Here is a 23,285-nt window from a genome sequence, read left to right on the forward strand (position 1 = left end):
CTGCATAAGGCGCTCCGATGACAAGCCTACCAAGCCATGGCCGCATTAGCTGTACGCGTTGCTTTCCATCAGGCGCAACTTGGGGGGCGACCAGCATCGAACGAAACGGGTGGATTCTCGAAAACAATCCATTGTCATGGGGGTCGAACAATCCGCGCTATCTCGTCCTAGGCTTTTCAAAGGGAACACGGCAGTGCAACCTGCTGCAGTCTGCTCAGCATGAGCAGATTCCGTTCGCCGGCTTTCGGCAAAATGTAACGGCAATCGTTCGGAAGCTTGGCCTGCTGGGTCCACACGAGCAGATTGAAGACCGCATCCACGACAAGGAGCAAGACTTCGGGTTTGGTTCGCTGATTCGCTGCAGCGTTGCTCATCTGGACCCTGTTACGAGCAAACCGCTCAAATCAGGAGACATTATCGGCCGCCTCTCGAAGCGCGCTGCAGGAGATGATTGGGCGTATAACTGCATGCACAACTTCCTTTCTAAACTACCCGCGAGACTGGAGGTGGTCGTCCTGCTATCGAACGATGACAGCTACATCGACGCCTGCTTTAGCAGGCTTGGTCAGCTGTATCCCGGTATGCGCAGAATCAACCCTGTCGCTTATTCAGACGGTCGGGTGACATGGGTTCATACCGTACATGGCAGTCCACTCGCACAGAGCCACATAAATGCTTGGTTGGCCGGTGACCGCTCAACACAGGGCGAGAAGCAACGTAGCGCCGTTGCGGCTGTTAGTCAGATCAGCTCTGTACCCCCACTCGCCTCGAAACCCAGCTCTCTCCAATCAAAGCAACAGGAGCGTCCATTGGATCAAAAATTCGTCGGCACCCAAACAAGTCCCGCTTCGGAAGACCTTGCCTCAACAGGGAGCCACGAACTCCGCGTCACGGTGCAACGAGGCCGCGCCAAAGGATCGATCCTCGTTCCACATCGACACAGTGACGGCTGCTTTGTTGTAAGCATGACCCGCTTTGAAAGCGACTACATCCGGCTACGAAGCATCAGAGAGGTGGTCGAGCATCTACGGCGCGGCTACTCGCTTCGCATGAGCGGTGACCACGCATCAACAAAGTCGCCGAGCCTTATTTCTCCGTCCTCAATTGTGGGATGGAAGTAGGCTACCGCTTGGTGACATGAACCAATTTGGATTCGCAAATGAGACGTTATGGAAGAAGTCGGCCAATGGCCGACAGACACCACACTGCCGACAGGATGACCGGCTTCATAGACCGCGCCCCGCTGAGATATTCGATTCCAAATTTCCCTTTGAGATCCTCTCTATGATCGCCGGTCGAATGTAGCTCCCGACAAGGACCTCGACTTCGTCGCCTTCTTCCGCACCGAGCAACGCCGTCGCCACCGGTGTGAGATGGTGAATAATTCCGCGCGAGGTATCGGATTGCGCCTTGCTGATGGTCACATTGATCGTTCGCTTGTCATCCGTCAGATAGCGAAACTTCACCGTGTCCCCGACTTCGACTCTACGGTCATTGTTCGAGCTCGGTTGCTTTGAATCAGACCGTTCGACAATAATCGGCTCGCTATCGCTAAGAACATCGGGCCCACGTTGTTCTGGCTTGACCCTGATTTCGGCAGGCGTGGCGCTGGGTTGGGGGGTCCTAAGAAATTCCTTTTCACGGCGCTTCAAGGCGGCGAGCTGATCGATTATCGCTTTCCGAAGCTTCTCTGCTTCTTGACGGGGACTGTTAAACCAGTCCGTCGACCAGATCCGGTGCAGCCTCCAACCCAAACCTTCAAGGATCTCCTGTCTAAGCCGGTCACGGTCGCGGGCTGACTTAGCCGAATGATAGCTCGCGCCGTCACACTCTACCCCGAGAACAAACCCGTGCGGCCAATCTGGATGACGGACGCCAACATCAATAAAATAGCCGGCGACCCCTACCTGCGGCACGGGGGTGCAACCCATGGCTTTTATCTGTTCAATAACGAATAGCTCAAAGTCCGAGTCTGGCTCTCGCTCGGTTGTCTCACCAGAATCGAGAACACCGCTCGCCGAATACTCCAGCCAGCGCTTGAGCATGTGCGCACCTGGGTTGCTATTCTCCTCAGCCTCGATATCTGCAGCAGTCATTGACGAGAACGTCACGATCTTTTGCTTCGCACGGGTGAACAGGACGTTCAATCTCCGCCTGCCCGCTAGGCCATTTATGGGACCAAAACGCTGCATGACGCGAGCGCCTGGTTCTTCCGCACCGTATACCGTCCCTATGAATATGACGTCGCGCTCATCGCCCTGTACGTTTTCCAGATTCTTGATAAAAAACTCCTCGAGACCATCGTTCCGCTCCCTCCACGTGTCCATGTACTTCTGAACCGAGCGGCTGTTCGCGATCGCGTATTCGAACTCCTCGATGATAAGGTCACGCTGCTTCTGGTTCAGGGTAACCACACCAAGCGACCTATCGGGATCCGTTTTCATGAACTCGATGATCGCGTCGATCATCGCCTTCGCTTCAACCGGATTGGTGCCGGCTTTGTAGCGTCCCTTCACGTTCCTAAACTCGACCCCCATATGCGTCCGAATGGCGCGAGCGGTAGTGCCAACGGAGGCGCCGGGCTGGACGGAAAGAGCCATTGGCCATTTCCAGCACCGACTCGTTCAAGACAGCTTCATCCTCGTCTGCCTCCTCATCATCAATCACCGTCTTGAAGAAGCTGCTCGGTGGAAGCTGATTGGTGTCGCCAACAACCACGGCCTGCGAGCAGCGCAAAAGAGCGCCGATCGCAGACTCCGGTGGCATTTGCGAGGCCTCGTCGATAATGCAAATGTCAAATTGCATGCTGCCCTTTGGCACGTACTGCGCAACCGCCAATGGAGACATCATCCAGCAGGGCTTGAGTTCAATCAGCGCCTCTCCGGCACGTTGCGTCAAATCGCGAACAGGTATGAACCTCTGCTTTTTGCTAATCTCATTTTCGATCAGCGACATGTTCGTCCAGGTGGACTTTCTACCAATCCCATTACCCATCGGGGGACGCGCAGTTGACTTCACCGTGGCGCGAAGCTGCTTGCGCGACAACTGAATTATTTCTCGATCCTTCTCGACGAGAGCGGCTCTGAGTTCGTCCAGCCTCACACCTCGATATCGGCTTAGCTTGCGACCCAGCTGCGCGTACACGGCTTTTGCCAACTGGCGTATGGCAAGCGCCTCAACTTGAGAGCCTAACCCTACCAAGGAGCCATGCCTCAGTCTTTCCTGCACGAGGGGCATGATGCCTTCCGGGCCGGCATCGGTAAGCGCTGTCGCAAAGGTCGAGAACGCAAACAGGCCACTACCATCCAAGGACGCTAGTTCTAGTGCTTCGGCGGCCTCAGAGAGGCTCCGATCGCGCGTAAATGCATCAGCTTCAATCTTCGCAATCTCGGCCAGCTTGGCCAAAGTGGTCGTAAGCTTGTCCTCTGAGGCCAGCACCGCGCTGATAGCTTGAGAAGCCGCCAGCAGGTCTCCCTTGAAGAGGACATTCCGGAGTAGAGAGGCGTGATTTTCGGTCGACCGCGCCCATTTGCTCAACTCCCCCAGGTGCTCGCTTTGGGTCTTGTGACCGGCGAAACGCTCGCCCAAGAGTTCGCGCGCCTCTTGGTGATCGTCGAGGCTGCAGCGCTGCGAGAGCAGCGTTTCCAACCGCAGCTTCAGGTCCCGAATTTCGGCAGGCCCGACCTGCTGATTTCTCAGCACGCCGGCAACAGGCCTAAGTTCATCTATCGCATCTTCTATCCGTACCGCATTTTGTTCCGCGGCGGCGATCCGCTCGTCCAGGGATGCAAAGCTGATCGAAATACCTGTGGCAGGAATTGCAGGAAACAGGTCGAGTTGGTTCAATGGGCCATCGCGCAAAAGCCCACGCAATGATATGTGCTCCGGTCCATCAAACTCCCCTGAGATTCCCTCGAGAAACCGCGCCAAGCGGCTGAACGGCTCGAAGTGGGTGTCCAAACCACGATAGTACAACCCAAACAGGCCACTCGCATCGGCCTGCCTGTTAAACTCGGCCGATCTGCGCTGGAATGAAAGAAACTCATCAAGGCTTTGGATTGCCTCTGCTCTCGAGAACGTCGACGAACGCGAGATCGACCTGAAAAACCGCTTTGCCTCGCGGTACTTAGGTGAAAGAAAGGCAAACGTGCCGGCGCTGCGAAAAGCTGAGACGCAAGCGACGAGTGCTCCAGGCGGAACATCGGCAGATAGGGAGATCTTCTCCGAAAGACTCGTCCGCAGACGTTGTAGTTGCTGCCCCTCTTCGCACAATCGGCGCAGGTGAAAGGCCTCGACATGGACTTCAACTCACTCGATGCGCAGCGGGAGTCCTGTGAGGCCTACATCACGAGCCAAAGAGCCGAGGGCTGGTCCCCGGTTTCGGACCGCTACGACGATGGTGGCTTCTCGGGCGGAACGTTGGAGCGACCTGCTCTCAAGCGGCTGCTGGCCGACGTCAAAACCGGGAAGATCGACGTTATTGTCGTCTATAAGATCGACCGTCTTTCTCGCTCGATGCTCGATTTCCTCCAGCTGGTCGAGCTATTCGAACAGCACGGCGTCACATTTGTCTCCGTGACTCAGTCCTTCAATACCAAGGACGCCATGGGCCGCATGGCGCTGAACATCCTAATCACGTTTGCGCAGTTCGAGCGAGAAGTGATCGGCGAGCGCATCCGCGACAAGGTTGCAGCGTCCCGTAAGCGTGGCAAGTGGATGGGAGGCTGGACGCCCCTCGGCTACGAAGTTCGCGATCGCAAGTTGCTCATCCATGAGCAGGATGCTGAACGCGTGCGAGCGATCTTTCGACGATTTGTGCAGCTTAAGTCCGCAACGCTGCTGGCTCGAGAACTCGTCGCCGCCGGCGCGAAGAACCGATATGGCCACCTGCTCGACAAAGGGGTCCTGTACAAGATCCTCCACAACCGGGTTTATATCGGCGAAGCGGTGCATAAGGGTACGTCGTATCCCGGCGAACACGAGGCGATTATCGATCGCAAGCTCTGGGACCAGGTCCACGGCATCTTAAAGGAGAGCCCTCGCAAGCGAGCAAACAACGCCCGCGCGCGATCACCAGCACTGCTGAGAGGCCTCCTCTTTGCTCCTGACGGGGCAGCCATGACGCCAACCAACACGCGGAAATCCGGGCGGCTCTACCGCTACTACATCAGCCAGACAGCTCTGAAGCAGGGCAGGTCCGACTGCCCAGTCAGAATGGTGCCGGCTGCCGAGATCGAACGGATCGTAGTCGATCAGGTTCGTCTTCTCCTCCAAACGCCTGAAGTCATCGTCCAGACTTGGCGCGCCGCGCGCAAGCAACGCAAAGACGTCAATGAGAACGATGTCCGCGAAGCGCTCCTCGGGTTTGACGAACTATGGAATGAGCTTTTTCCGGCGGAGCAAGCTCGCATCGTTGAGCTGCTCGTTGAGCGCGCCGATCTTGGGTCGGACAAGCTGGACATCACGCTCAAGGTTGAGGGCCTAACCTCACTAACTAACCAACTCAGCACACAGCCCGTTCTTCAACAAGCTGCCGAATGACCCGCCCAGCTCCCATTACCATCGGCGCACCCGGCCGCCCCAAATTGAGCCGAGATGGCCGCACTATTGTTGTGAGCATACCGATTTCGCTGCGCCGACAGGGAGGCCGGAAGCGTGTTGTAACCCCGGCCGACTCATCACCCTGGTCGCCGGCCCCAGCGCGTGTCGATAACACCATGATCAAGGCCCTCGTTCGCGCTCATCGATGGCGGGGCATGCTCGAGTCCAATCTATTTGCCTCGGTCCGAGATTTGGCAAAGGCCGAGAAGATCAATGAATCTTATCTCTGCCGCGTGCTTCGACTAACTCTTCTGTCGCCGATGCTCACCGAGGCCATCCTCAACGGCCAACAACCGGAGGGCCTCGATCTCGCACGGCTACTGCAATCGCTTCCAGTGGAATGGGATGAACAGCGGGCCCTTCTCCAGGCAACCACCTGAACCAGCTAACTCCGGCCAAGTACGGGCAGACTAGTTGGCAGCGACGTAAACGATGTTATGCGGTGAAAGCACATTTTCGCCGGACCATCGATAAGCGGTGAGAAACCCGCCTTTCGCGACGCTGAAGTCCAGACAAGCCGCATTTTCATTTGAAAGCAACGGCGCTCCACGCAGCCAGTAATGGCCGAAGAAGACCGGCGTTTCATCTTTGTATTGATAGTCCGTCACCAGCGGCAGATCGGGCAGGGTGGTCTCCTCCCCATCCATGCCGAGCGCAGCACTTCGATAGGTCACCGCCGCTGGATCCCACCAGCGAATGCGCACGTCATGGCGCCTGTGGCCATCCTTGTCGAAGAAAAAGCGTCCGTCTGGGAGTGACACCTCGGGCCCCTTTAGCAACACCTCGGCAGCCCGATAGGCCGGAGTGCCGCACTGGTTAGCGCTTCGGAATCCTTGCTGGGTGAACCGATGACCCGGATCGATGCAGCCGGCGAGCGTCCCTTGGGCTACGCTGTTCCAGCACGCATGGATTACGCGCAGCCCGGGTAGGTCCAGCCAGACCGGCAAGCTCTTAAACCACGCGAGTGCATGCTGATGAGCAGCAGACCCCTCTCCAATCTGCTTGAGAAATTCCTGATGCTGATGTGCATTCTTTTCGGTGTGCGGTCGAAGAAAGCCACCCTCGCCATCCGGCTCGGCCCAGCCGAGCGCATTGAACTCGTGGTTGCCCATCACGGCCAAAGCCAGCCCTGCGTCGCACATCCGCTTTGCGATTTGCAGAACGGCTAGCTGCTCGGGTCCACGGTCGACGAAGTCACCGACAAAAATCACCCGGCGCTCTGGATGGCGAAACAGCCCATCTATCTCCTGATATCCGAGAGAGGCCAAAAGCCGCCGCAGAGCGTCAGCGTGGCCGTGGATGTCACCGACGATATCGAACTTGTCTGGCATCAGGAGCAGGAACGTACAGTCATTTGCGGCTTAACTGGCCTACCAGGCCAGCGCAGATTCGCCCATCGAATGTTATGGAACTAGAAAAGAAGAGGGCACCCACCCCTTGCTAGTGCCCAGGAAAGGACTGGGTCGCCACTACCAAAACGCCGCTATTTTTCAGGGGCTTTGGGCCCCACTGCCGATCTTTTGTGTACCGGGATTGTGTCCCGGACACACGTCATCGCTATTGCACGCGGCGAGCGCTGCTCCTCTACGTGTCGTCTATTTCGCTCCAAGCTGGTGAGCCGCCGACCTCGTCCGAGGTAACGATATGGATTCCCCCGAGGGTATATCGCCCATAGCCCTCGTGACGTATCTGGCCTCGCCGCTTCAAGTAGGTCAGGACATTGTAGATGGCCTTCGGTTCGGCCTCGATGCCTCGCTCTTCGATCCGTCGGCGCACATCCTCAACTCGCCAGGAACGTTGCTCGGGAAGCAGGCGGATTACCTCAGCGAGCAGGTCGGTCGAACCAGCTCGGGGTGACGGGATCGGTTGGAAGGTCTTAATCAGCTCGCTTAGAATCCGCTCGCGTTCCTCGGCTGGCAAAGCTTCCAGGAGGGTCTTGGCGGCGGAGAGCACACTGTCGGCACGCTGGTCAGGTGCTTGATCCCGCTCGTTTTTTTCTGAAGCGGCAGGGTCGGCCATAACCGCTAGTCTTACTTAAATCCGAGTCGGCTGTCGAATCACATCCAAATTATGCCTAACGGGGGGAGTCAGAGTCTGACTCTGCTTGTAGGGCCTGTGGACTCGTCATATAACGAAACGCCCCGCCAAATTGGCAGGGCGTCCGATGTGACCCGGTGGCTCGAATGGTTAGGCAGCTGTTTTGAACCCAGTCCGATGCCGGTTCGAATCCGGCCCGGGTCTCGCAAAGAAGGCGGTCTGTTCATGCAGGCCGCCTTCTTCATTTAGACGCATCCGCTAACGGATGCGAATCGATTCGACTCTTGGACCATAGATAACTACAGTTATTTATATTTAGCAAACCCTTGAGTTCATTGTGTATGGGTCGGCGGAACACAGGCGCGCTGCTGAAACAGCTTGGTTTCGATTCCGACTTGATTGAGAGATTTCAGGACTTTCAAACCGCCTATCTCGATGCCGACCAGCAGACCATTTTGGCCGAGGCCGCACGCACCTTCATAGAAGCACAGGTTCAGAACAATCCCGACGTTGGGAGGCGCTGGAAGGCCGCGAGGGCACGCAGAGGAAGGCCGCCATAGGCGTCGGGGTCATCTTGGGGTTGGACACGCCGAAGGCGAGCTTGGTTGGTACAGCGCCTAGAAATTGGTACGGTCCCGAGTCAAATTTCCCCAACAGGAGTATTTGCCAATGGCTGGACGCGACCGAGATCAACTGACGATGACCTGCCCCAAATGTGGTTTGAGCGGAGTAGCGGACGTCTCGACGACTGACAGCATGTTTGCCACCACAGAGGGCTTTAGCGTTGATAAATTCCCATCTGGCTTCTCTCTTGAGAAGGACGGTGGCGGACACCAGAGTAAGACTGTGATTCGCCATTCTTGCGGGACCACGTTCAACCTATGACCGGCCCGAGCGCCTTTAATCCTTAACGTCCTTGAGCTTACGGCTGTAGCGGGAGAGGAGATCGTCGACAGATAGGTGGTGGGAATCGACCATCTTCTGGATATGCTTCGCCGACAAATCGGCAAAATCCTGCCCTTCAAACCCCTTGAAGAACTCTCGACAGGCTTTTTCGAACTTGCGCAGATCCGCCGCCGTTACGCCTTCGACCTCGTGGGTGAAGGCGGCTGCACTTTCGATGCGCTTAGCTGGGTGAATGATCAACCGCTTTGCCTGCATTCCGGTGTAATGCTTATCGAACCAGGCAGCGGAGCGGTTCATCTGTTCTGCCTCACGCTTGTTGACCTCAGCGCGGTTGACGTCGACTTCGCTCTTGCACTCAATAATCAGATAGCGGTTGTCATCGAGGGCCCAAAGGTTGTCGGGTCCCTCTTTCCATTCCTTATCTGGGCGCTCACCTGCAAACCCGAGACCACAGCAAAGCTCATCTAGCGCATGCTCGAAGTTGTCGGCCTTCACGCCAAAGCGCAGCCGGCCGAGGATGTCGGACACAGTCACATCCATTTCGGCATAGGTCGCAAAGGCCGATACCCACTTGGCAATGCGCTCGGCCCTGCCTTGGCTCACAACCGTCAACTTCGTAACCGTGACGCCGGTCGGCGGTTTTAGCAGCAGCCGGTTCTTCTTGTGCGCCGCGACTTGCAACTTCTGAGATTCGGCGCGATCGGTGCGGTAATGGTACCGAGCCCTTTGCTGCAGATACCATGCTTTGTCGTCTTGATCGACGTGACCCTCGTCCATGACCTTCTGCAGGCGCTCAGACGCAACCGCGTAATCTCCTGCCAAGTACGCCTCTTCCGCTCCCAATTCGGCCGCGTATAGCTTGAGTACGCCTTGATTTGGACCGCGTGGAATAATCCCATCCATCTGCTCGGCGTAAAATGCCTTCCATTCGGGATCACGGCGAATGCATTGTTGCGCAAGTCCCACGAACGCTTTGGCCGGATCCTCGCCCTCCACTACGTCTTGCCGAGCCATCTCGGCGACCTCAAGGCCAATCTCGATCTGCTTGCTCACCTGTGGCGAGAGGAATCGGCCAGTATTCTTTTCGCGAATGAGCCGCACAAGATCGGAGCCAATCATCACAACGACCGAGTAATCTTTTTCACCGCGAACGCTGCGACCCATGCCCTGTTCGACTGCCCGAACCGTCCGCATCAGCGTCGCTTCGCTTCGTGGGCGGACCTGCTCGGCGTAGAGGTCCGTCAAACTCTCGGAATATGGGCGGGAATCGAATACGAGGACCCGGCACGTTGCGTCAGGCAGATCAACCCCGTCATATCTGTTCGCGAGCACCACAGTCTTCTCGTACTCGCCACGCTTTAGCGCATCCACCGCATCCTCGATGGTTTCACGATCTGCGACCACTGAGCCATTCGCTTCCCAGGCCTTGCCAAGCGCAAAGCTCGGAGTCAGTGCCACGATGCCATAGGATCGCTTGGGATTCGGTTTGCTGTAGGCGCTAACAATCCGATCCCGGCCCAGGTCTTCGTGGATCAGGGAAGGAACGATAACCATCTTCTCACCCGACCACGTCTCGTGATCGTAGGTGAGAGGGCTGGTGATTGTCTCGGGCGACAGCCTTAAGCCCTTCACCAGGAAGGCGTCATCGGTGACGGTAGCGGACATGAACACACGGTGATTCGCGCGCGCATAAGAGCCGAAGGCATCGAGAGGCGGTACGTAGGGTTCTATTTCGATCGCAGTTCCCGAGATGACGCACTGGCAATGCGCGAGCATGTCGCGCAGCAGGGGCCAAGCAAATTTGACTGACCTGCGGTCGGTTGCCGACGACAATATGGATGCGACATCACTCTCCCGCTCCATCCAGGCCCAGTACGGAACCGGAAGCAGAGCCTCGCGCTTACTGTTTTCGATATCAGCAAAGGTGCCGACTCCTTGCTGCTCAAGATCGGCAGCGAAGAGGGTCTTTAGAGCCGCGTACGCTGGCTCATCATTGGGGATTCGGATACTGCAGGCCTCCCTGATGCGATCAGAGCAGGCGTGAGCATCGTCCATAAGCACGGTATCGACAGCTATCGACGACTTATTCAGGCCGAACTTAGTCCTGCCGTTGAACATTTTCTGAACGGAGGTTACCAGTATGCTATTTGAGTTTAAGAAATCGTCCGGCAGGTCGTCGTCAGCCGTGCACGTCTTTATGCCAAACTGTTTTGCTTGTTCGCAGGTTTGCCCGATCAGAAAGTGATCTGGACACAGGTATACGACCGGGCCCTTGCCGGCGTTGAGCCGCGACTGAAGCATCAGTAATCCGACCAAGGTCTTGCCCTGGCCAGTATGCAGCTTCACGATCACGTCGCGAGTTTTCGCGTCTCGAGCGATCCATGCCTGAAGCACTGCCTCCTGTGATGGGCGCAGCGGGCCCTTGTCATGTGCGCGGTCCAGCTTGCCGTATATCTGGATCGGATCAACAGGTTTGGTAACCGCCTTTTTGGCGAGGTGTTTGCCGAAATTTACCATCGCTGGTCCCCAACCGGTTGTTCGTTACGTTTCGCGCGGCGGCCTCCGTGGTTCGGCAGACCATCTTGCCGCCGTTTACCTTCCAAGGCTACTCGAAGGAACCCAGCGCTGAGCGAGGACTGGTGATTACCAAGCCACGCCTTGGGCTTTTGGTAAGATGGCATCATGAGCTGCAAAAACGACCAAAACGCCTTTCCGTGCGAACGATGCTTCAGGTGTGCCAGCTCATGGGCAATGACGTATTCTAGGACTGTCTTGGGCGCGAACACGAGTAGCCAGTTCACCGTAAGGTTTCCGGCAGGACCGCATGATCCCCACCCCGCCCTTCATTTCGGTCACTCGGATCGATTTAGGCCTAAGATTAAACCTCGCCTGATAGATGGATGCGATCGCACGGACGTCTCGGCGAACACGTTGCTTAAGCCAAACCGAGATTTCAGTGGCGATCGCGGACTCGGACCGGACCCAAGATGGAACATCGACGACTAACCCGCCGCGGTAGCTAATTTCGATGTGTGGTCCATCATGGCGACGTACTGTCAGGCGAACCATCCGCCCCCTGTACGGGACCTTGGAGCCGGTTGCAAAGCGAGGAACGATGGGAGGGCTGGCGGTCTTGGCTTCAAGTTCACGCACAGCGTTGAACAGCCACTGGCGCTTACGCCGCAAGAAAGCATCGATATCCTCGTCCTCGTCGGTCGCCAGGGCCGTGACTTCTACGTGGCCGGGCATGACCGTGATCCGCCGCTCCAATGTGGCAGCGGACCGCCGAAGCTCGTAGGCGATCTTCGTCTGACCGATGCGCACAATTCCCATCAGTGGGCCTCGGCATAAGCGTGGACCGCGAAATCCTCGATCTCGTCCCCGACGACGTTGGTGTCATCCAAGGCAAGCGGGCGCAACAGACCGCGAACTTCCCGGCGCAACTGCTTCTTGTATCCGTCCATGAAGAACCATGACGGCTGGCTGGCTTGAGCCTTGGCATAGAGACCGCCCACTTCGACGGCGACCGCCTGCAAAGGCGCCCGAAATCCTTCTGGCGCATGCGGCTCCATAATCCGCAGGATCGCAAAGGCGCGCTGGTCCATACCCAATTCGTCATGGGCGCCCGCCTCGGCCGCTATCCCACCGGTCAGGTCTTCGAAGTCTTTGAGGCCTTCGGCTGCGGCGACTTGCCCCTCCTCGAAGCGACGGATGATCTCCAGCACCCGTTCAGAGAACCGACCGTATTGAGCGGGGTTCTTATCTACCAATTCGCGGGTCACGCGCTTCAGTTCGGCGGCCTTTCGCACAAACGCCTCGTGAAGCTCCTCCTCCGATTTCTCCTCGGTCTGGAAATCGTCATCGAAGTCCGGGTCGGTGATGTTGCGAAGGCGGACGGTCGTGGTCAGTCCGGTGGCGCGGACGTGTTCCTCCAACATGTCCCTGATCTTGCCCGAGTAGGTCAAGTGGTCGAGGCTTTCGTCCTTGGTGATCGCCTGCTGGGCCAGCCGCAGGAACACCGCCGTCCACTTCATGTCTTCGGTGAAATCCAGGATGGCGGGATCCGGAGAGAGGTCCCCATAGGTGCGCACGAACTGACGGCCCAGCCGCTGAAGCTCGAACCAATCGTCCTCGTGGCCGTTGGAGACCAGCTTCTCGACGGCAAAGGCGGCGGCCTTCTCACCCATGCCTTCGAGGCCCATCAGCCGTCGCTGGCGCGTGAACCGGGCATGGGTTTCACGTAGATCGCGGCGCAAGAGGTCGAGGTCGCGCAGGGCGCTCTGAACGTCCTCGGCGCGATAGGATGACAGGGCGTCGTCTAGGTGCTGCGTGATGCCGATGTAGTCCACGATCCGGCCATGCGGCTTGTCGACGGTCCTGCCATCCGGTCGCTTGACCGAGCAGGTGCGGTTGGTGCGGGCAATGGCCTGAAGGAGCCCGTGTTCGCGCAGCGGCTTGTCCAGATACATAACGTGCTCGTTGGGCGCGTCGAAGCCCGTTAGCAGCTTGTCACAGACGATCAAAAAGCTTGGTTCGTCAGTGCTGCCCTTGAATGCCTTTTTTGCAGCTTTCTCCCCGTCCGCGTCGAGGTAGTGGGCGCGGAGTTCGGCGCGGACGGCCTCGATGTCCGGATCTTCGCTCGGCTTGTCGTCCTCTTGGCTCTTGGAGAACACGCAAGCGATGATGCCATCAGCTTTCGCAGCAGCTTCGGCCGGTGTCATGCCGTCCTTCGCCAAATCGGCTTCGATCACTTCGGTCAGGGCTGTGCGGTAGAGTACTACAGACTCACGGTCGATGGCGACGATCTGGGCCTTGAAGCCATCCGGGCGGCACGTCTGCTTGAAGTGCTCCCAGATATCGCGGGCGATCAGCCGGATGCGTTCGGGGTGCTTGGCGATCAGGGCAAGGCTAACACCTCTCTGCTTCAGCTTCTCACGCTTCTCGTCGGACAAATCGACGAACCAGCGATCGAACAGGATGTCGATCTCGGCCTCGTTGATCGACCATTCGGTCTTCCGGCCCTCGTAGAGGATCGGGACGGTAGCACCGTCGCGCACCGCGTCGTCGATGCCGTATTTGTCGAGGTAGGTTTCGCCCGGCTCGCTGAAGCGAGCATAGGTGTCCTTGTCGGCCTTCTTGATGGGCGTGCCGGTGAAGCCAAAGTAGCGGGCTTCGGGCAAAGTCGCCTGAAGGAAGGCGCCAAGATCTTTCTCCTGCGTACGGTGGCACTCGTCCACCAGTACGATCCAATCATCCGAGTGCGGAATAGGCTCCTTCGAACCCTGAAACTTGAAGATGGTCGAGAGCAGGATTTGGCCCGCGCCCGCACGCGCCACGGCCTCGCGCAGTTCGCCGACCGAGGCCGCCTGCTTCGGATTGGGCAGGCCACAGGCGACGAAGGTCTTGGAAATCTGGTCGTCCAGATCGATGCGATCGGTAAGCACGAGGATGTTGGGGTTCTGGAGCGTCGCCGCGTCCAGCGTCAAATGGGTCTTCAGCTTCAGGGCGAGGAATACCATCGTCAGACTCTTGCCCGAGCCCTGCGTGTGCCAGATCAGCCCCTTTTTCTTGATACCCTCGGCGACGCGGTTCACCGCCTTGTTAACGGCTCGGAACTGCTGATACCGGCAGATTTTCTTGATTCGTCTCCCGCTATCGGGATCGGTCTCAAAGACGATGAAGTGGGCCAACAAGTCCAGCAGGCGCGCCGGCTCCAGCAAGCACCACAGATCCTTGATCAGGTCCTCGGAGAACTCGTCGCGCGATCGTGGCGACGGGTCGGGCCAAGGGGCGTAGAACTTAGCCGGGGCGCCGGTTGCGCCATACAGCGTCGCTATTCCGTCCGTGACGATGTTGAAGGCGTTGGAATAGAACAAACGCGGGATGTCCCGCTCATACTGCTTGATCTGCTCAAAAGCCTGGCCGGTTCGATCAGCCGCCTTCAGTGGACACTTGGCCTCGATCACGACCAGCGGGATGCCGTTCACGAATACCACAAGGTCGGCGATCCGCGACCGCTGCGCATCGACCTTGAACTGACGCACGACGTGGTAATGGTTTCTATCGGGTCTTTTGAAGTCGATCAGGGCGACTGGCTTGTCCTTGGCCTCGCCGTTCAACCGCCGGGAATAGGCGCCACGCAGACGCCGCTGCCACTCCTCGTTGTCTGACAATGTGGAGAGGTCGCTGTAGATCGCCTCGGCGTCCTCGGCGCCGAGTCCCTCGTTCAGCTCCCGAAGAGCCTTGACCAGCACCGGCTTCAACAGCACGCGGTTTGATTCCTGACGCATGGCCATCGCCGCCTCGCAATGAAGCGCGGCGTAGCCCATCGCCGTCAGGGCATCGAGGGTTGGTTTTTCCGCGAGACGGTATTCGCTCAAGCGGGCACCCGGGTGCGGCCGGAGATGAGATCGGACTGCAAAGCGACCTTCAAACTTGCCGTCCGGGCGCAGGACGCGGTGGCATAATCGAGCGCGATATCAATCTCCGCGAGCACCCTCGCGATGGCGATCTGCGTCGGTTTATCGGGACAAGGAATTGGCAACGTGCGGATATCGCCCACACGAACATGTCCCACTGTCGAACCACCCCCAAGGTTTCGAAGATGGTCCTGAACCGGTTGACTTTGAAGCGCGTAAAGCAAGAAAGAACTATCAAGTTTCGAGGGCGCTGGCCGATAAAGCATCATTCTCTGTCCCAGGCATATCGGCTCGTCTGCCGGCACAGCGCAGACCTCCCCTATGGGAGCTTCACGAGTGATGAGGACATCACCCACTCGGGGGCGCCCCCTTTGGGTCCATACCTCGAAAGAAGCAGGGTCGGTACGCACGAGGTCGTGCCGCACGAAGCGTCCGTTTCGCACATTAGGTGTTCTAACGACTGCGAAGCCGGTTTCGGTCACTGGCGGCGTTCTGTTCTTGCAGTCGATGACGGCCTCGCAGATATCCTCCGCTGGGATCGCCGACCATCCACGCGGGAGCGGACCGAGGATCGTGTCTTCAAATTCGGTCCCACCCTTCGCCGTAAACATGTCGCGGAGTGCGCGGGCGCGGAGGAGACGCAGCTGGGTCAGTGTCTGATTGTTCAGCCGATGAGCCTCGTCCACCGACCGAAGCACCTCGGCGATCCGCCGCTGCTCGTCGGGTGGAGGAAAGGTAACGCCGAAGTCGAGAACAGATCGAGCGTGAGCTCTAGGCATCTTGGTTCCGGCAGACTGAGCAATTGCGTGCTCGATCACAGGTCCGGACGATAGAACCCGAAATGCGAAATCAGGATCAACTTGAGACTTTGCCCGGAACACAACGATATCTGTAGAGCAGATGCCGCCGAAGTCGGGACGAGCAACCTTCCTGAGGTTGGGTCGCAGTTTTCCAAACAGAATATCGCCCGCCGCAAAGCTTGACTTCTGACTCGTGACGTCACTCGCTCGGCCGACCGAGACAATCGTACCGGTGCCTTGCCCAATGTCCTCTAACCCGACGTACGGAGTGTCCGGATCAGCGGCTGCTCGGGGATCAATCCGCACCGCGACCTCGGTAACTAGGTCGGTAATCTGGCCAGATCGCCACCCCACGGGAGCTTCAGTCGACATAACCGAGCCTCTTGAGGTGCCCGAACATCACTTCCTCGGCCTTGTCGCGCTCGAAGATCAAGTCTTGGAGCTTGGTGACCTCAGCGGTCACATCTGCAACCTCGACCGCCGCACCAGTTTGGACATAGCGGCTTATGTTCAAGCTGAAGCCGTTAGAGGCGATCTCCTCGACATCCACAACACGCGCCAGCTTCTGGATGTCTGCAAAGCCCCGGACGGTTTCAGCCAGTAGTCGCACATCGGCATCTGCTAGATGATTCTGGGCCTTGCCTGGCTGGAAGGTCTGATCGCCATTGATGACTAGAACTTTACCTCTCCGTTCGTTGCGCTTGGTCTTGCGGACAATCAAGATCGCTGCGGGGATACTCGCGCCATAGAATAGGTTCGGCGCCAGCCCGATGACCGCCTCGATGATGTCGGCCCTCAACATGGCCTCGCGTATGCGGCCCTCGGCACCTCCACGAAACAGGACACCATGCGGCACGACGACCCCAAGTATGCCGTCGTCCTTTAGTGACGCGACCATGTGCTGGACGAAGGCGAGATCGCCGTAGCCCCTGGGTGGCACACCGTAGGTGTCGCGACCGAATGGATCACCATTGATCCAGACTTCGTGGCCCCAAATCTTTTGCGAGAAGGGCGGATTGGCCATCACCCGGTCATAGGCCCCAATGCCGGGCGTGAACTCCTGTGCGCTCGGATCATATCGCTTCGGGTCGAGGATGGTGTCGCCCTTGGCGATGAATGCGTCATCGATATCATGGAGGAACAGGTTGATCTGGGCGATCGCCCAAGTATCCAGCTCTTTCTCCTGCCCAAAGAGCGACAGGCTACGCGGGTCTTGACCTTTGTTCTTTAGGTGCTGAACGGCTTCCAGCAGCATGCCCCCCGAACCACAGGTGGGGTCGTAAATCGACATTCCTGGTTGGGGATCAAGGCATTCGACGATCAGCTTCACGACCTGGCGGGGAGTGTAGAACTCGCCGCCCTTCTTGCCGGCTCCCTCAGCGAATTGCTCGATCAGATACATGTAGGCGTCGCCCAGCATGTCGGGCGACACGTCCATATTCTGTAGCCGGTGCTTCTCAAAATGGGCAAGAAGCTTCTCTAGCCGTGCGTCTGGAAAGCGCTCCTGGTTGGCAAAGTCGACGTCGCCGAACACTCCGCGAAGTCGCAGGTTCGCGTCTTCGATCGCAGCGAAGGCGTTATTCAGATGCTGCCCAATCTGAGTGGAGTGCTTCCTAACAGCGCTCCAGTGATGCTGCGGCGGAACATGGAAGCGGTGCTCGTCGGGATCGGCAGCCTCCACCCGATCACCGGTTTGAGCCAGCAGGACCTCGAACTCCTCGTCCCACACGTCACAAAGTCGACGGTAGAACAAGAGCGCAAAAATGTAGTCCTTGAACTTCCCCGCGTCGACATGGCCGCGGAGAATGTCCGCAGCCTGCCAAAGATGTCGCTCCAGCTCCTCAAGCGTCATCCAACGCACCGACTTATCAAGCATTTCGTCCCCACCTACTCACACCACCGCGACCATCGTGGCCCTTGCGGCCGCTTTTCACGTCTTGATCTCGCCAGCATACGGGCAATCGCCGTAGCGGCATATGGCTTACCACTCTCACTGGTAAAGCCGACCCGAGCGAGTTCAGCCGAGATGTCCCTAAGCCAACACCCCCCTTCGGCCGCCTCCGTCTAAGCCGTCTGACTAAGGCGATCATCTGTCCTGCGTGGTCTCGGTGATCAATCTCGGCGTAGCTCTTCCGCCCTTCAACTTTAGTTCCGGCGGCCCGCTTGCGATCACGCGCAGCCTTCAACTTGCCAACAAGCCTGGCCTTTTCCAACTGGGCGAACACTCCAGCTATCTGGCGCATGGCGACCTTGAACGGATCACCAGTAGCCGTGAGATCATCTCCTGTTGGGGTGACCACACGAACACCGCGAGCAATCAGGGCAATGATGCCAGCCTCCTGGACGATCAGCTGTCGAGCGAAGCGCGATGCGTCTTCGACCAGCACTGTCCTGACTCCATTATCTTCGATCCGGTCGAGCAGCGCGGCAAACCCTGGTCGCGTCTCGATTGGATCGGCACCGCTGACGTCGGCATCGTAAAACTCCTCGACGATCTCCAGCCCTTCCCGCATCGCGTAGGCCTCGACGGCGGCCCGCTGCTGCTGGTCGCTGTCCTTGTCAGCCCCGACATTTGCGGCGCTTGACGTGCGGAGATAGGATATTGCTTTCGTGGAAACAGCAGATTTGGTAGCAACTTAAATGATCTATATGTTACGATTTCCTGAGTTTTTTGGTTGAGCGAGAGAGATTCAAAACCGGCCCGGATGAGAGCCTTGTTTCTCGCCGAATGCCGTACTGTACCAAACTCCCGACGTTCTAGGATTCGGAGAAAAACGCGTTCTCCAGCCCCATTCGCCGCTCGTTTTTAGTACGGCCGACATTCTCCAGAGCAACAAGATTCCGCGAAAACGGCCAAGTTTTCGGGCTTGTCTCCGTTTCGAGGTACGAAATTTCGGGGCAAAGTGGCGGAGAGAGTGGGATTCGAACCCACGGTACGGTTTCCCGCACACACGCTTTCCAAGCGTGCGCCTTAAGCCACTCGGCCATCTCTCCGGGAGGCCTCTCTTGAAGGGCTGAGGCGGATTTTGCAAGGGAGCGCGGGGCCGGAGCGTGAAATTTCCCCAACGGATTGAAAATATTGGGTAAATTGGCGACAATGTCAGCCGCATTCCGGCGGCCTTGCCCGCCACGGCGCGCGATTTTGGCCGGTGGCCGGTCAAAGACCGGCGCAAATCGGGCAGCGCAATCGATCGACCGATCCTGGTCACGTCCCGGTGGCAATTACACTCCTTGGCTCACGCGGAGCACGACGCCGGAGGCTCACGCGGAGTACGACCCCGGACACCGTCAACCAGAAGTGCGTGCAACCGGAATGGATTTGGCGCTCTCGCGAAGCCTGTCAGCGTCGAGGGCCGACGCACGAACAGGCCGCGCGTCTCAGCTCAAGCACGGACGCCTCTGGAATACTGGATCATCCGCGCAAGCATGCACGGGTGATGACACTGAGCGGGCAGACGACGCGCCGGATGGGCAAACGCTGGCGTGCCCATCCTCGCTGTGCGCTGGCGAACCCGTGCTGACTCAGTGATATCGCGCGGCAAAATCCGCCGTGCGGCGCGGCCACAGGCTGGGTGGCTCCGGCAGCGCCGCGGCACCCGCATTGTGCGTATCCTGCAGCGCCTCGATGAAATCGGCGAACCATTGCTGGATGGTGCCGCTGTTGAGCTTCTCCATCATGGCTTCCCAGCGCATCCGCCGCTCGGTCAGCGGCATCGCGAGCGCGGTCGCCAGGGTCCGTGCCATGCCGTCGATGTCATGCGGGTTGACCAGCAGCGCGGCGTCGAGCTCGTTCGCGGCACCGGCGAATTTCGACAGCACCAGCACGCCGGGGTCGGCCGGATTCTGCGCTGCGACATATTCCTTGGCGACGAGGTTCATGCCGTCCTGCAGCGGCGTCACCACGCCGACCTGCGCGGTGCGGTAGAGCCCGGCGAGCACGCCCTGGCCAAAGCCCTTGTTGAGGTAGCGGATCGGCGTCCAGTCCACCTCGCCATGCATGCCGTTGACGTCGGTGACGAGCTTGGCGACCTCGCTCGCCAGATTGCCATAGGCCTCGATCGCGCCGCGCGACGGCGTTGCGATCTGCAGCAGCGACACCGAACGCTTCAGGTTCGGGTGCAGCGTCCACATCTTGTCGAACGCCTTGATGCGGTTGACGAGGCCCTTGGAATAGTCGAGCCGGTCGACGCCGATCGCGAGCTTCTCGCCGTTGAGGCTGCGCCGCAGCCGCGTCACGTCGGGATGCGTCATCGCCCTGGTCGCCTGCTGCGCGAATTTTTCGGGATCGATACCGATCGGAAACACCGCCGCGCGGGTGCGACCGAACGACGAATTGATCACGCCGTCGCGCACCTCGAAATCGAGATCGTTCTGCACGTAGCTCAGGAAGTTCTCGCAATCCTCATCGGTCTGGAAGCCGATCAGGTCGTAAGACAGCATCGCCTCGATCAGTTCGCGATGATTGGGCACGCCCGCGATCACCGCGCGCGCCGGCCACGGCGTGTGCAGGAAGAAGCCGACCGGCTGCGTGACGCCGAGGTCGCGCAGCTCGGCGCCGAGCGCGAGGAAATGATAGTCCTGGATCCAGAACACGGAATCGGGCTTGCGGAAGCGCAGCAGCGCACGCGCCATGAACGCATTCACTTCGCGATAGCTCTGATAGTCCTCGTGCGAGGCACGGATCAGGTCGGCGCGCGAATGCATCGCAGGCCACAGCGCCGAATTGGCAAAGCCTTCGTAGTAGCCGCCATAGTGCGCGGCCGGCAAATCGAGCATCGCCAGCGCGCCGGCACCGAGAGCTTCGACTTCTGCAAAAGGTTCCTTCAAGTTCCCGTCGCGGACGCGTCCGCTGGAACCAACCCAGATGGCCCCTGTCTTTTCCACCACCGGCAACAATGCCGCAGCCAGCCCCCCCGTCATGGGTTCATTGGGTTTTCCGCGCGAGACGCGGTTCGATACGACGACGAGGTTCACCCGGTCCCCTCCTGTTGGTCAACTCGCGTATTAACAACCATTCATCAAGATGGTTCCTGATCAAGGAATCTCCCAATTGAAACCAAATTCTGACAAACGCGCACGGAACTCGCGGGAACTCGCGAAAAGAAAATTTCATGCGAGGTTGACGCCACGACGCAAAAGCACCGCATTCGATCATTGCGCTGAATGTCGCTCGGTTAGGACAGGCCGGCGTCCCTATCATCGTCGAGCAGACGCGCAAGGAATGTGCGCACGTCGCTCGGCCCCTGGAAATGTCCGGCAACGCCGGTCGCGCGGCGGCCGACGGAGAATGCGAGACCGTTGAAATCGGGCATGATCGCAAACACCGTCTCGTCGGTAACGTCATCACCGATAAAGAACGGGCGGCGTCTCTTGAAGGGCTCATGGGTCATCAGCTCGCGCACGCCGGTCGCCTTGGTGAAGCCGGAATGCTTGATCTCGCAGACGCTCTTGCCCGGCAGCACCTCGATCGGCGCGTTCGGCAGCTCGGCGCGGATCAGCGACACCGCCTCATAGATCGCCCTCTCCGCCTGCGGCGCGAGCCGATAGTGCAGCGCCAGCGAGTAGCCCTTATCCTCGAGCAGAATGCCGGGGCTGAGCTTGGCGATCGCGGCGAGGCGACGCTTCAATTCCTTGTCAAGCGGCGGCGCGTGCGCGGCGACCGCCTCGCTGTCCGGCTGCAGCCGCATCTCCGCGCCATGGCCGCCGATCGCGGGAAACACCTCCGGCGCGAAGATCAGGTCGATATCGTTGAGCGAGCGGCCGCTGACCAGCGCCAGCGCGCCGCCAGTGCGATCATGCAACCGCTTCAGCGTGGTCGCGAGCTCCGGCGGCACCCAGACCTCGCGCGGCGTCGGGGCGAAATCGAGCAGCGTGCCGTCGATGTCGAGCAACACCGCGGTGTGATCCAGCGGCGGAACGAGCGATGCAGGCGCCGGCACGCTGCCGGTCGTCACGTCAGGGGCGATATCATCATCCATGGGCATTTCGGCCAATTCTTGCTTCGTCATAGTCTACTCCACACATGCCAGTGGCCGCGCGACTGATTCGAGCGATTTTCGCTCGGCCGCGACGGCGTAGCGCCATGCGACGGCTGCCGCGACGATCATGAGCGCCGACCCCAAGAGGTAGCCGGCGAACACGCTGTTGCGCGATCCGGTGTCGATCAGCACGCCGAACAGCGCGGGTCCGAGCACCCCGCCGATGCCGGTGCCAACAGCGTAGAAGACGGCGATCGCGAGCGCGCGGACCTCGAGCGGAAACGTCTCGCTGACGGTGAGATAGGCGGCGCTCGCGGCCGGCGAAGCGAAGAAGAAGATCACCATCCAGGCGATGGTCTGGGTCTGCGCACTGAACACGCCGATCGAGAACAGATAGCCTGATAGCGCCAGCAGCACGCCAGAGGCGCCATAGGTCAGCGCGATCATGGTGCGGCGGCCGAGCGTGTCGAACAACCGGCCCAGCAGCAGCGGCCCGAAGAAGTTGCCGGCGGCGAAGGGGAGGATGTACCAGCCGACATTGCTGGCGGCGATGCCGAAGAAATCGGTCAGGATCAGCGCGAAGGTGAAGAAGATCGCATTGTAGAAGAAGGCCTGCGCGGCCATCAGCGTCAACCCGACCATCGAGCGCTGCCGGTAGGTGGAGAACAGCGTCACCGCTACCTCGCGCAGCGGCGTGTGATCGCGCATCCGAAGTCTGATCTTGTCAAAGTCTGCGCTCGACTGTTCGTGACCTAGCACCGAGGTCTCGATATCGGCGACGATCCTGTGGGCTTCGTCGGGGCGACCGTGGATCATCAGCCAGCGCGGACTTTCCGGAATCCACATCCGCATCAACAGCACGACGAGGCCGAGCACCGCACCGGTGAAATAGGCGATCCGCCAGCCGTGGTCCGGAGCAAGGAACGCGGGATCGAGCAGGACGATCGCGCTCAGCGCGCCGATCGCGGCGCCGATCCAGAAGCTGCCGTTGATGACGAGGTCGGTCCAGCCGCGATAGCGCGCCGGCACCAGCTCCTGGATGGTCGAATTGATCGCGGTGTATTCGCCACCGATGCCGGCGCCGGTGAGAAAGCGAAACAGCGCGTAGCTCGCGATATTCCACGACAGCGCGGTCGCGGCGGTGGCCGAGAGATAAACCGCAAGCGTAATGAAGAACAGCTTCTTGCGCCCGATGCGGTCGGTGAGCCAGCCGAAGCCGAGGGCGCCAAGCACGGCGCCGGCAAGATAGGCGCTGCTGGCAAGCCCGACATCGGCGTTGGAGAACCCCATGGTCGGGCTCTCCTTCAGCGCGCCCGACAGCGCACCGGCCAGCGTCACTTCGAGCCCGTCGAGGATCCAGGTGATGCCGAGCGCCAGCACGACGCGGGTGTGGAAGCTGCTCCAGCGGAGGTTGTCGAGCCGAAGGGGGATCGAGGTCTCGATGATGCGGTCATCATCTGGCGTGGCCGGGGCCACGGCCTCGCGCGTCGCCGCAGAGCTCAATTGGGTCGGCTGCAGTGTCATCAGAATTGACCAATGGCAAA

17 protein-coding genes and 2 tRNA genes are annotated in these 23,285 nt (G+C 59.2%); 4 read left to right on the forward strand and 15 right to left on the reverse strand.

The features are described from left to right. The first annotated feature begins 17 nt into the window (after window positions 1-17). Window positions 18-1,121 carry a hypothetical protein gene (locus ACVISU_RS19370; protein WP_456707985.1) on the forward strand — a complete coding sequence of 368 codons (1,104 nt, stop codon included), beginning with the start codon at window positions 18-20 and terminating at the stop codon, window positions 1,119-1,121. A 105-nt stretch (window positions 1,122-1,226) separates the two neighbouring features. Here ACVISU_RS19370 and ACVISU_RS19375 read toward each other — a convergent pair whose 3' ends face one another. Together ACVISU_RS19375 and ACVISU_RS19380 are read right to left on the reverse strand one after the other, a co-directional pair. Continuing rightward, a complete protein-coding gene (locus ACVISU_RS19375) occupies window positions 1,227-2,516 on the reverse strand; it encodes an AAA domain-containing protein (protein WP_456707986.1) in 1,290 nt (429 codons plus the stop codon). 4 nt (window positions 2,517-2,520) lie between these two features. Next, window positions 2,521-3,846 carry an AAA domain-containing protein gene (locus tag ACVISU_RS19380; protein WP_456707987.1) on the reverse strand — a complete coding sequence of 442 codons (1,326 nt, stop codon included), beginning with the start codon at window positions 3,844-3,846 and terminating at the stop codon, window positions 2,521-2,523. Between the two features lie 405 nt (window positions 3,847-4,251). Here ACVISU_RS19380 and ACVISU_RS19385 point away from each other — a divergent pair, with 405 nt between their 5' ends. Next, window positions 4,252-5,541 (forward strand): recombinase family protein, encoded by a 1,290-nt coding sequence (locus tag ACVISU_RS19385; protein ID WP_456707988.1) that lies wholly within the window; start codon window positions 4,252-4,254, stop codon window positions 5,539-5,541. A gap of 176 nt (window positions 5,542-5,717) precedes the next feature. Next, window positions 5,718-5,981, forward strand: coding sequence for a hypothetical protein (locus ACVISU_RS19390; RefSeq protein ID WP_456707989.1), 264 nt, complete (start codon window positions 5,718-5,720; stop codon window positions 5,979-5,981). 30 nt (window positions 5,982-6,011) lie between these two features. On the opposite strand, the gene ACVISU_RS19395 is transcribed toward ACVISU_RS19390, so the two are convergent. Together ACVISU_RS19395 and ACVISU_RS19400 are read right to left on the reverse strand one after the other, a co-directional pair. Further along, window positions 6,012-6,932: a metallophosphoesterase gene (locus tag ACVISU_RS19395; protein ID WP_456707990.1), complete on the reverse strand. Its 921-nt coding sequence runs from the start codon at window positions 6,930-6,932 to the stop codon at window positions 6,012-6,014. Window positions 6,933-7,185: 253 nt separating this feature from the next. Next, window positions 7,186-7,620 carry a hypothetical protein gene (locus ACVISU_RS19400; protein WP_456707991.1) on the reverse strand — a complete coding sequence of 145 codons (435 nt, stop codon included), beginning with the start codon at window positions 7,618-7,620 and terminating at the stop codon, window positions 7,186-7,188. Window positions 7,621-7,769: 149 nt separating this feature from the next. On the opposite strand from ACVISU_RS19400, the gene ACVISU_RS19405 reads away from it, so the two are divergent. Then, window positions 7,770-7,842 (forward strand) — tRNA-Gln (locus ACVISU_RS19405). Between the two features lie 696 nt (window positions 7,843-8,538). Here the strand turns inward: ACVISU_RS19405 and ACVISU_RS19410 are convergent. From ACVISU_RS19410 to ACVISU_RS19460, 11 genes are all read right to left on the reverse strand, one after another. Next, on the reverse strand, window positions 8,539-11,061 hold the full coding sequence (locus ACVISU_RS19410; RefSeq protein WP_456707992.1) for a DEAD/DEAH box helicase family protein: 2,523 nt from the start codon (window positions 11,059-11,061) through the stop codon (window positions 8,539-8,541). Continuing rightward, entirely contained in the window at window positions 11,055-11,345 is a 291-nt protein-coding gene (locus ACVISU_RS19415) for a M48 metallopeptidase family protein (RefSeq protein WP_456707993.1), read from the reverse strand. Before ACVISU_RS19415 ends, ACVISU_RS19410 begins: the two co-directional genes overlap by 7 nt. Beyond that, the gene (locus ACVISU_RS19420; RefSeq protein WP_456707994.1) at window positions 11,287-11,877 is read right to left on the reverse strand and encodes a YgjP-like metallopeptidase domain-containing protein; all 591 of its coding nucleotides are present in this window, start codon (window positions 11,875-11,877) and stop codon (window positions 11,287-11,289) included. The genes ACVISU_RS19415 and ACVISU_RS19420 overlap by 59 nt, the downstream gene beginning before the upstream one ends. Further along, a complete protein-coding gene (locus ACVISU_RS19425) occupies window positions 11,877-14,924 on the reverse strand; it encodes a type I restriction endonuclease subunit R (protein ID WP_456707995.1) in 3,048 nt (1,015 codons plus the stop codon). The genes ACVISU_RS19420 and ACVISU_RS19425 overlap by 1 nt, the downstream gene beginning before the upstream one ends. Beyond that, window positions 14,921-16,135 (reverse strand): restriction endonuclease subunit S, encoded by a 1,215-nt coding sequence (locus ACVISU_RS19430; RefSeq protein WP_456707996.1) that lies wholly within the window; start codon window positions 16,133-16,135, stop codon window positions 14,921-14,923. Before ACVISU_RS19430 ends, ACVISU_RS19425 begins: the two co-directional genes overlap by 4 nt. Beyond that, the gene (locus ACVISU_RS19435) at window positions 16,125-17,639 is read right to left on the reverse strand and encodes an N-6 DNA methylase (RefSeq protein WP_456707997.1); all 1,515 of its coding nucleotides are present in this window, start codon (window positions 17,637-17,639) and stop codon (window positions 16,125-16,127) included. Before ACVISU_RS19435 ends, ACVISU_RS19430 begins: the two co-directional genes overlap by 11 nt. Continuing rightward, a complete protein-coding gene (locus tag ACVISU_RS19440; RefSeq protein WP_456710859.1) occupies window positions 17,632-18,366 on the reverse strand; it encodes a recombinase family protein in 735 nt (244 codons plus the stop codon). The genes ACVISU_RS19435 and ACVISU_RS19440 overlap by 8 nt, the downstream gene beginning before the upstream one ends. Window positions 18,367-18,667: 301 nt before the next feature. Continuing rightward, window positions 18,668-18,757: transfer RNA gene (locus ACVISU_RS19445), tRNA-Ser, on the reverse strand. A 528-nt stretch (window positions 18,758-19,285) separates the two neighbouring features. Continuing rightward, window positions 19,286-20,737, reverse strand: coding sequence for a trehalose-6-phosphate synthase (locus ACVISU_RS19450; protein WP_456707998.1), 1,452 nt, complete (start codon window positions 20,735-20,737; stop codon window positions 19,286-19,288). Window positions 20,738-20,937: 200 nt separating this feature from the next. Then, entirely contained in the window at window positions 20,938-21,771 is an 834-nt protein-coding gene (gene otsB / locus ACVISU_RS19455; RefSeq protein WP_456707999.1) for a trehalose-phosphatase, read from the reverse strand. A 3-nt stretch (window positions 21,772-21,774) separates the two neighbouring features. Further along, the gene (locus ACVISU_RS19460; RefSeq protein WP_456708000.1) at window positions 21,775-23,265 is read right to left on the reverse strand and encodes an MFS transporter; all 1,491 of its coding nucleotides are present in this window, start codon (window positions 23,263-23,265) and stop codon (window positions 21,775-21,777) included. Window positions 23,266-23,285 lie beyond the last annotated feature (20 nt).

It is taken from the genome of Bradyrhizobium sp. USDA 4452 (genome assembly GCF_054063575.1).

Excerpts from the sequence above, each read along its gene's own strand:
- ACVISU_RS19370 (WP_456707985.1), top strand. The coding sequence starts at position 18 with ATGACAAGCCTACCAAGCCATGGCCGCATTAGCTGTACGCGTTGCTTT.
- ACVISU_RS19420 (WP_456707994.1), bottom strand. The coding sequence starts at position 11,877 with ATGGGAATTGTGCGCATCGGTCAGACGAAGATCGCCTACGAGCTTCGG.
- otsB (WP_456707999.1), bottom strand. The coding sequence starts at position 21,771 with ATGACGAAGCAAGAATTGGCCGAAATGCCCATGGATGATGATATCGCC.
- ACVISU_RS19390 (WP_456707989.1), top strand. The coding sequence starts at position 5,718 with ATGATCAAGGCCCTCGTTCGCGCTCATCGATGGCGGGGCATGCTCGAG.
- ACVISU_RS19400 (WP_456707991.1), bottom strand. The coding sequence starts at position 7,620 with ATGGCCGACCCTGCCGCTTCAGAAAAAAACGAGCGGGATCAAGCACCT.
- ACVISU_RS19430 (WP_456707996.1), bottom strand. The coding sequence starts at position 16,135 with ATGTCGACTGAAGCTCCCGTGGGGTGGCGATCTGGCCAGATTACCGAC.
- ACVISU_RS19410 (WP_456707992.1), bottom strand. The coding sequence starts at position 11,061 with ATGGTAAATTTCGGCAAACACCTCGCCAAAAAGGCGGTTACCAAACCT.
- ACVISU_RS19435 (WP_456707997.1), bottom strand. The coding sequence starts at position 17,639 with ATGCTTGATAAGTCGGTGCGTTGGATGACGCTTGAGGAGCTGGAGCGA.
- ACVISU_RS19460 (WP_456708000.1), bottom strand. The coding sequence starts at position 23,265 with ATGACACTGCAGCCGACCCAATTGAGCTCTGCGGCGACGCGCGAGGCC.
- ACVISU_RS19395 (WP_456707990.1), bottom strand. The coding sequence starts at position 6,932 with ATGCCAGACAAGTTCGATATCGTCGGTGACATCCACGGCCACGCTGAC.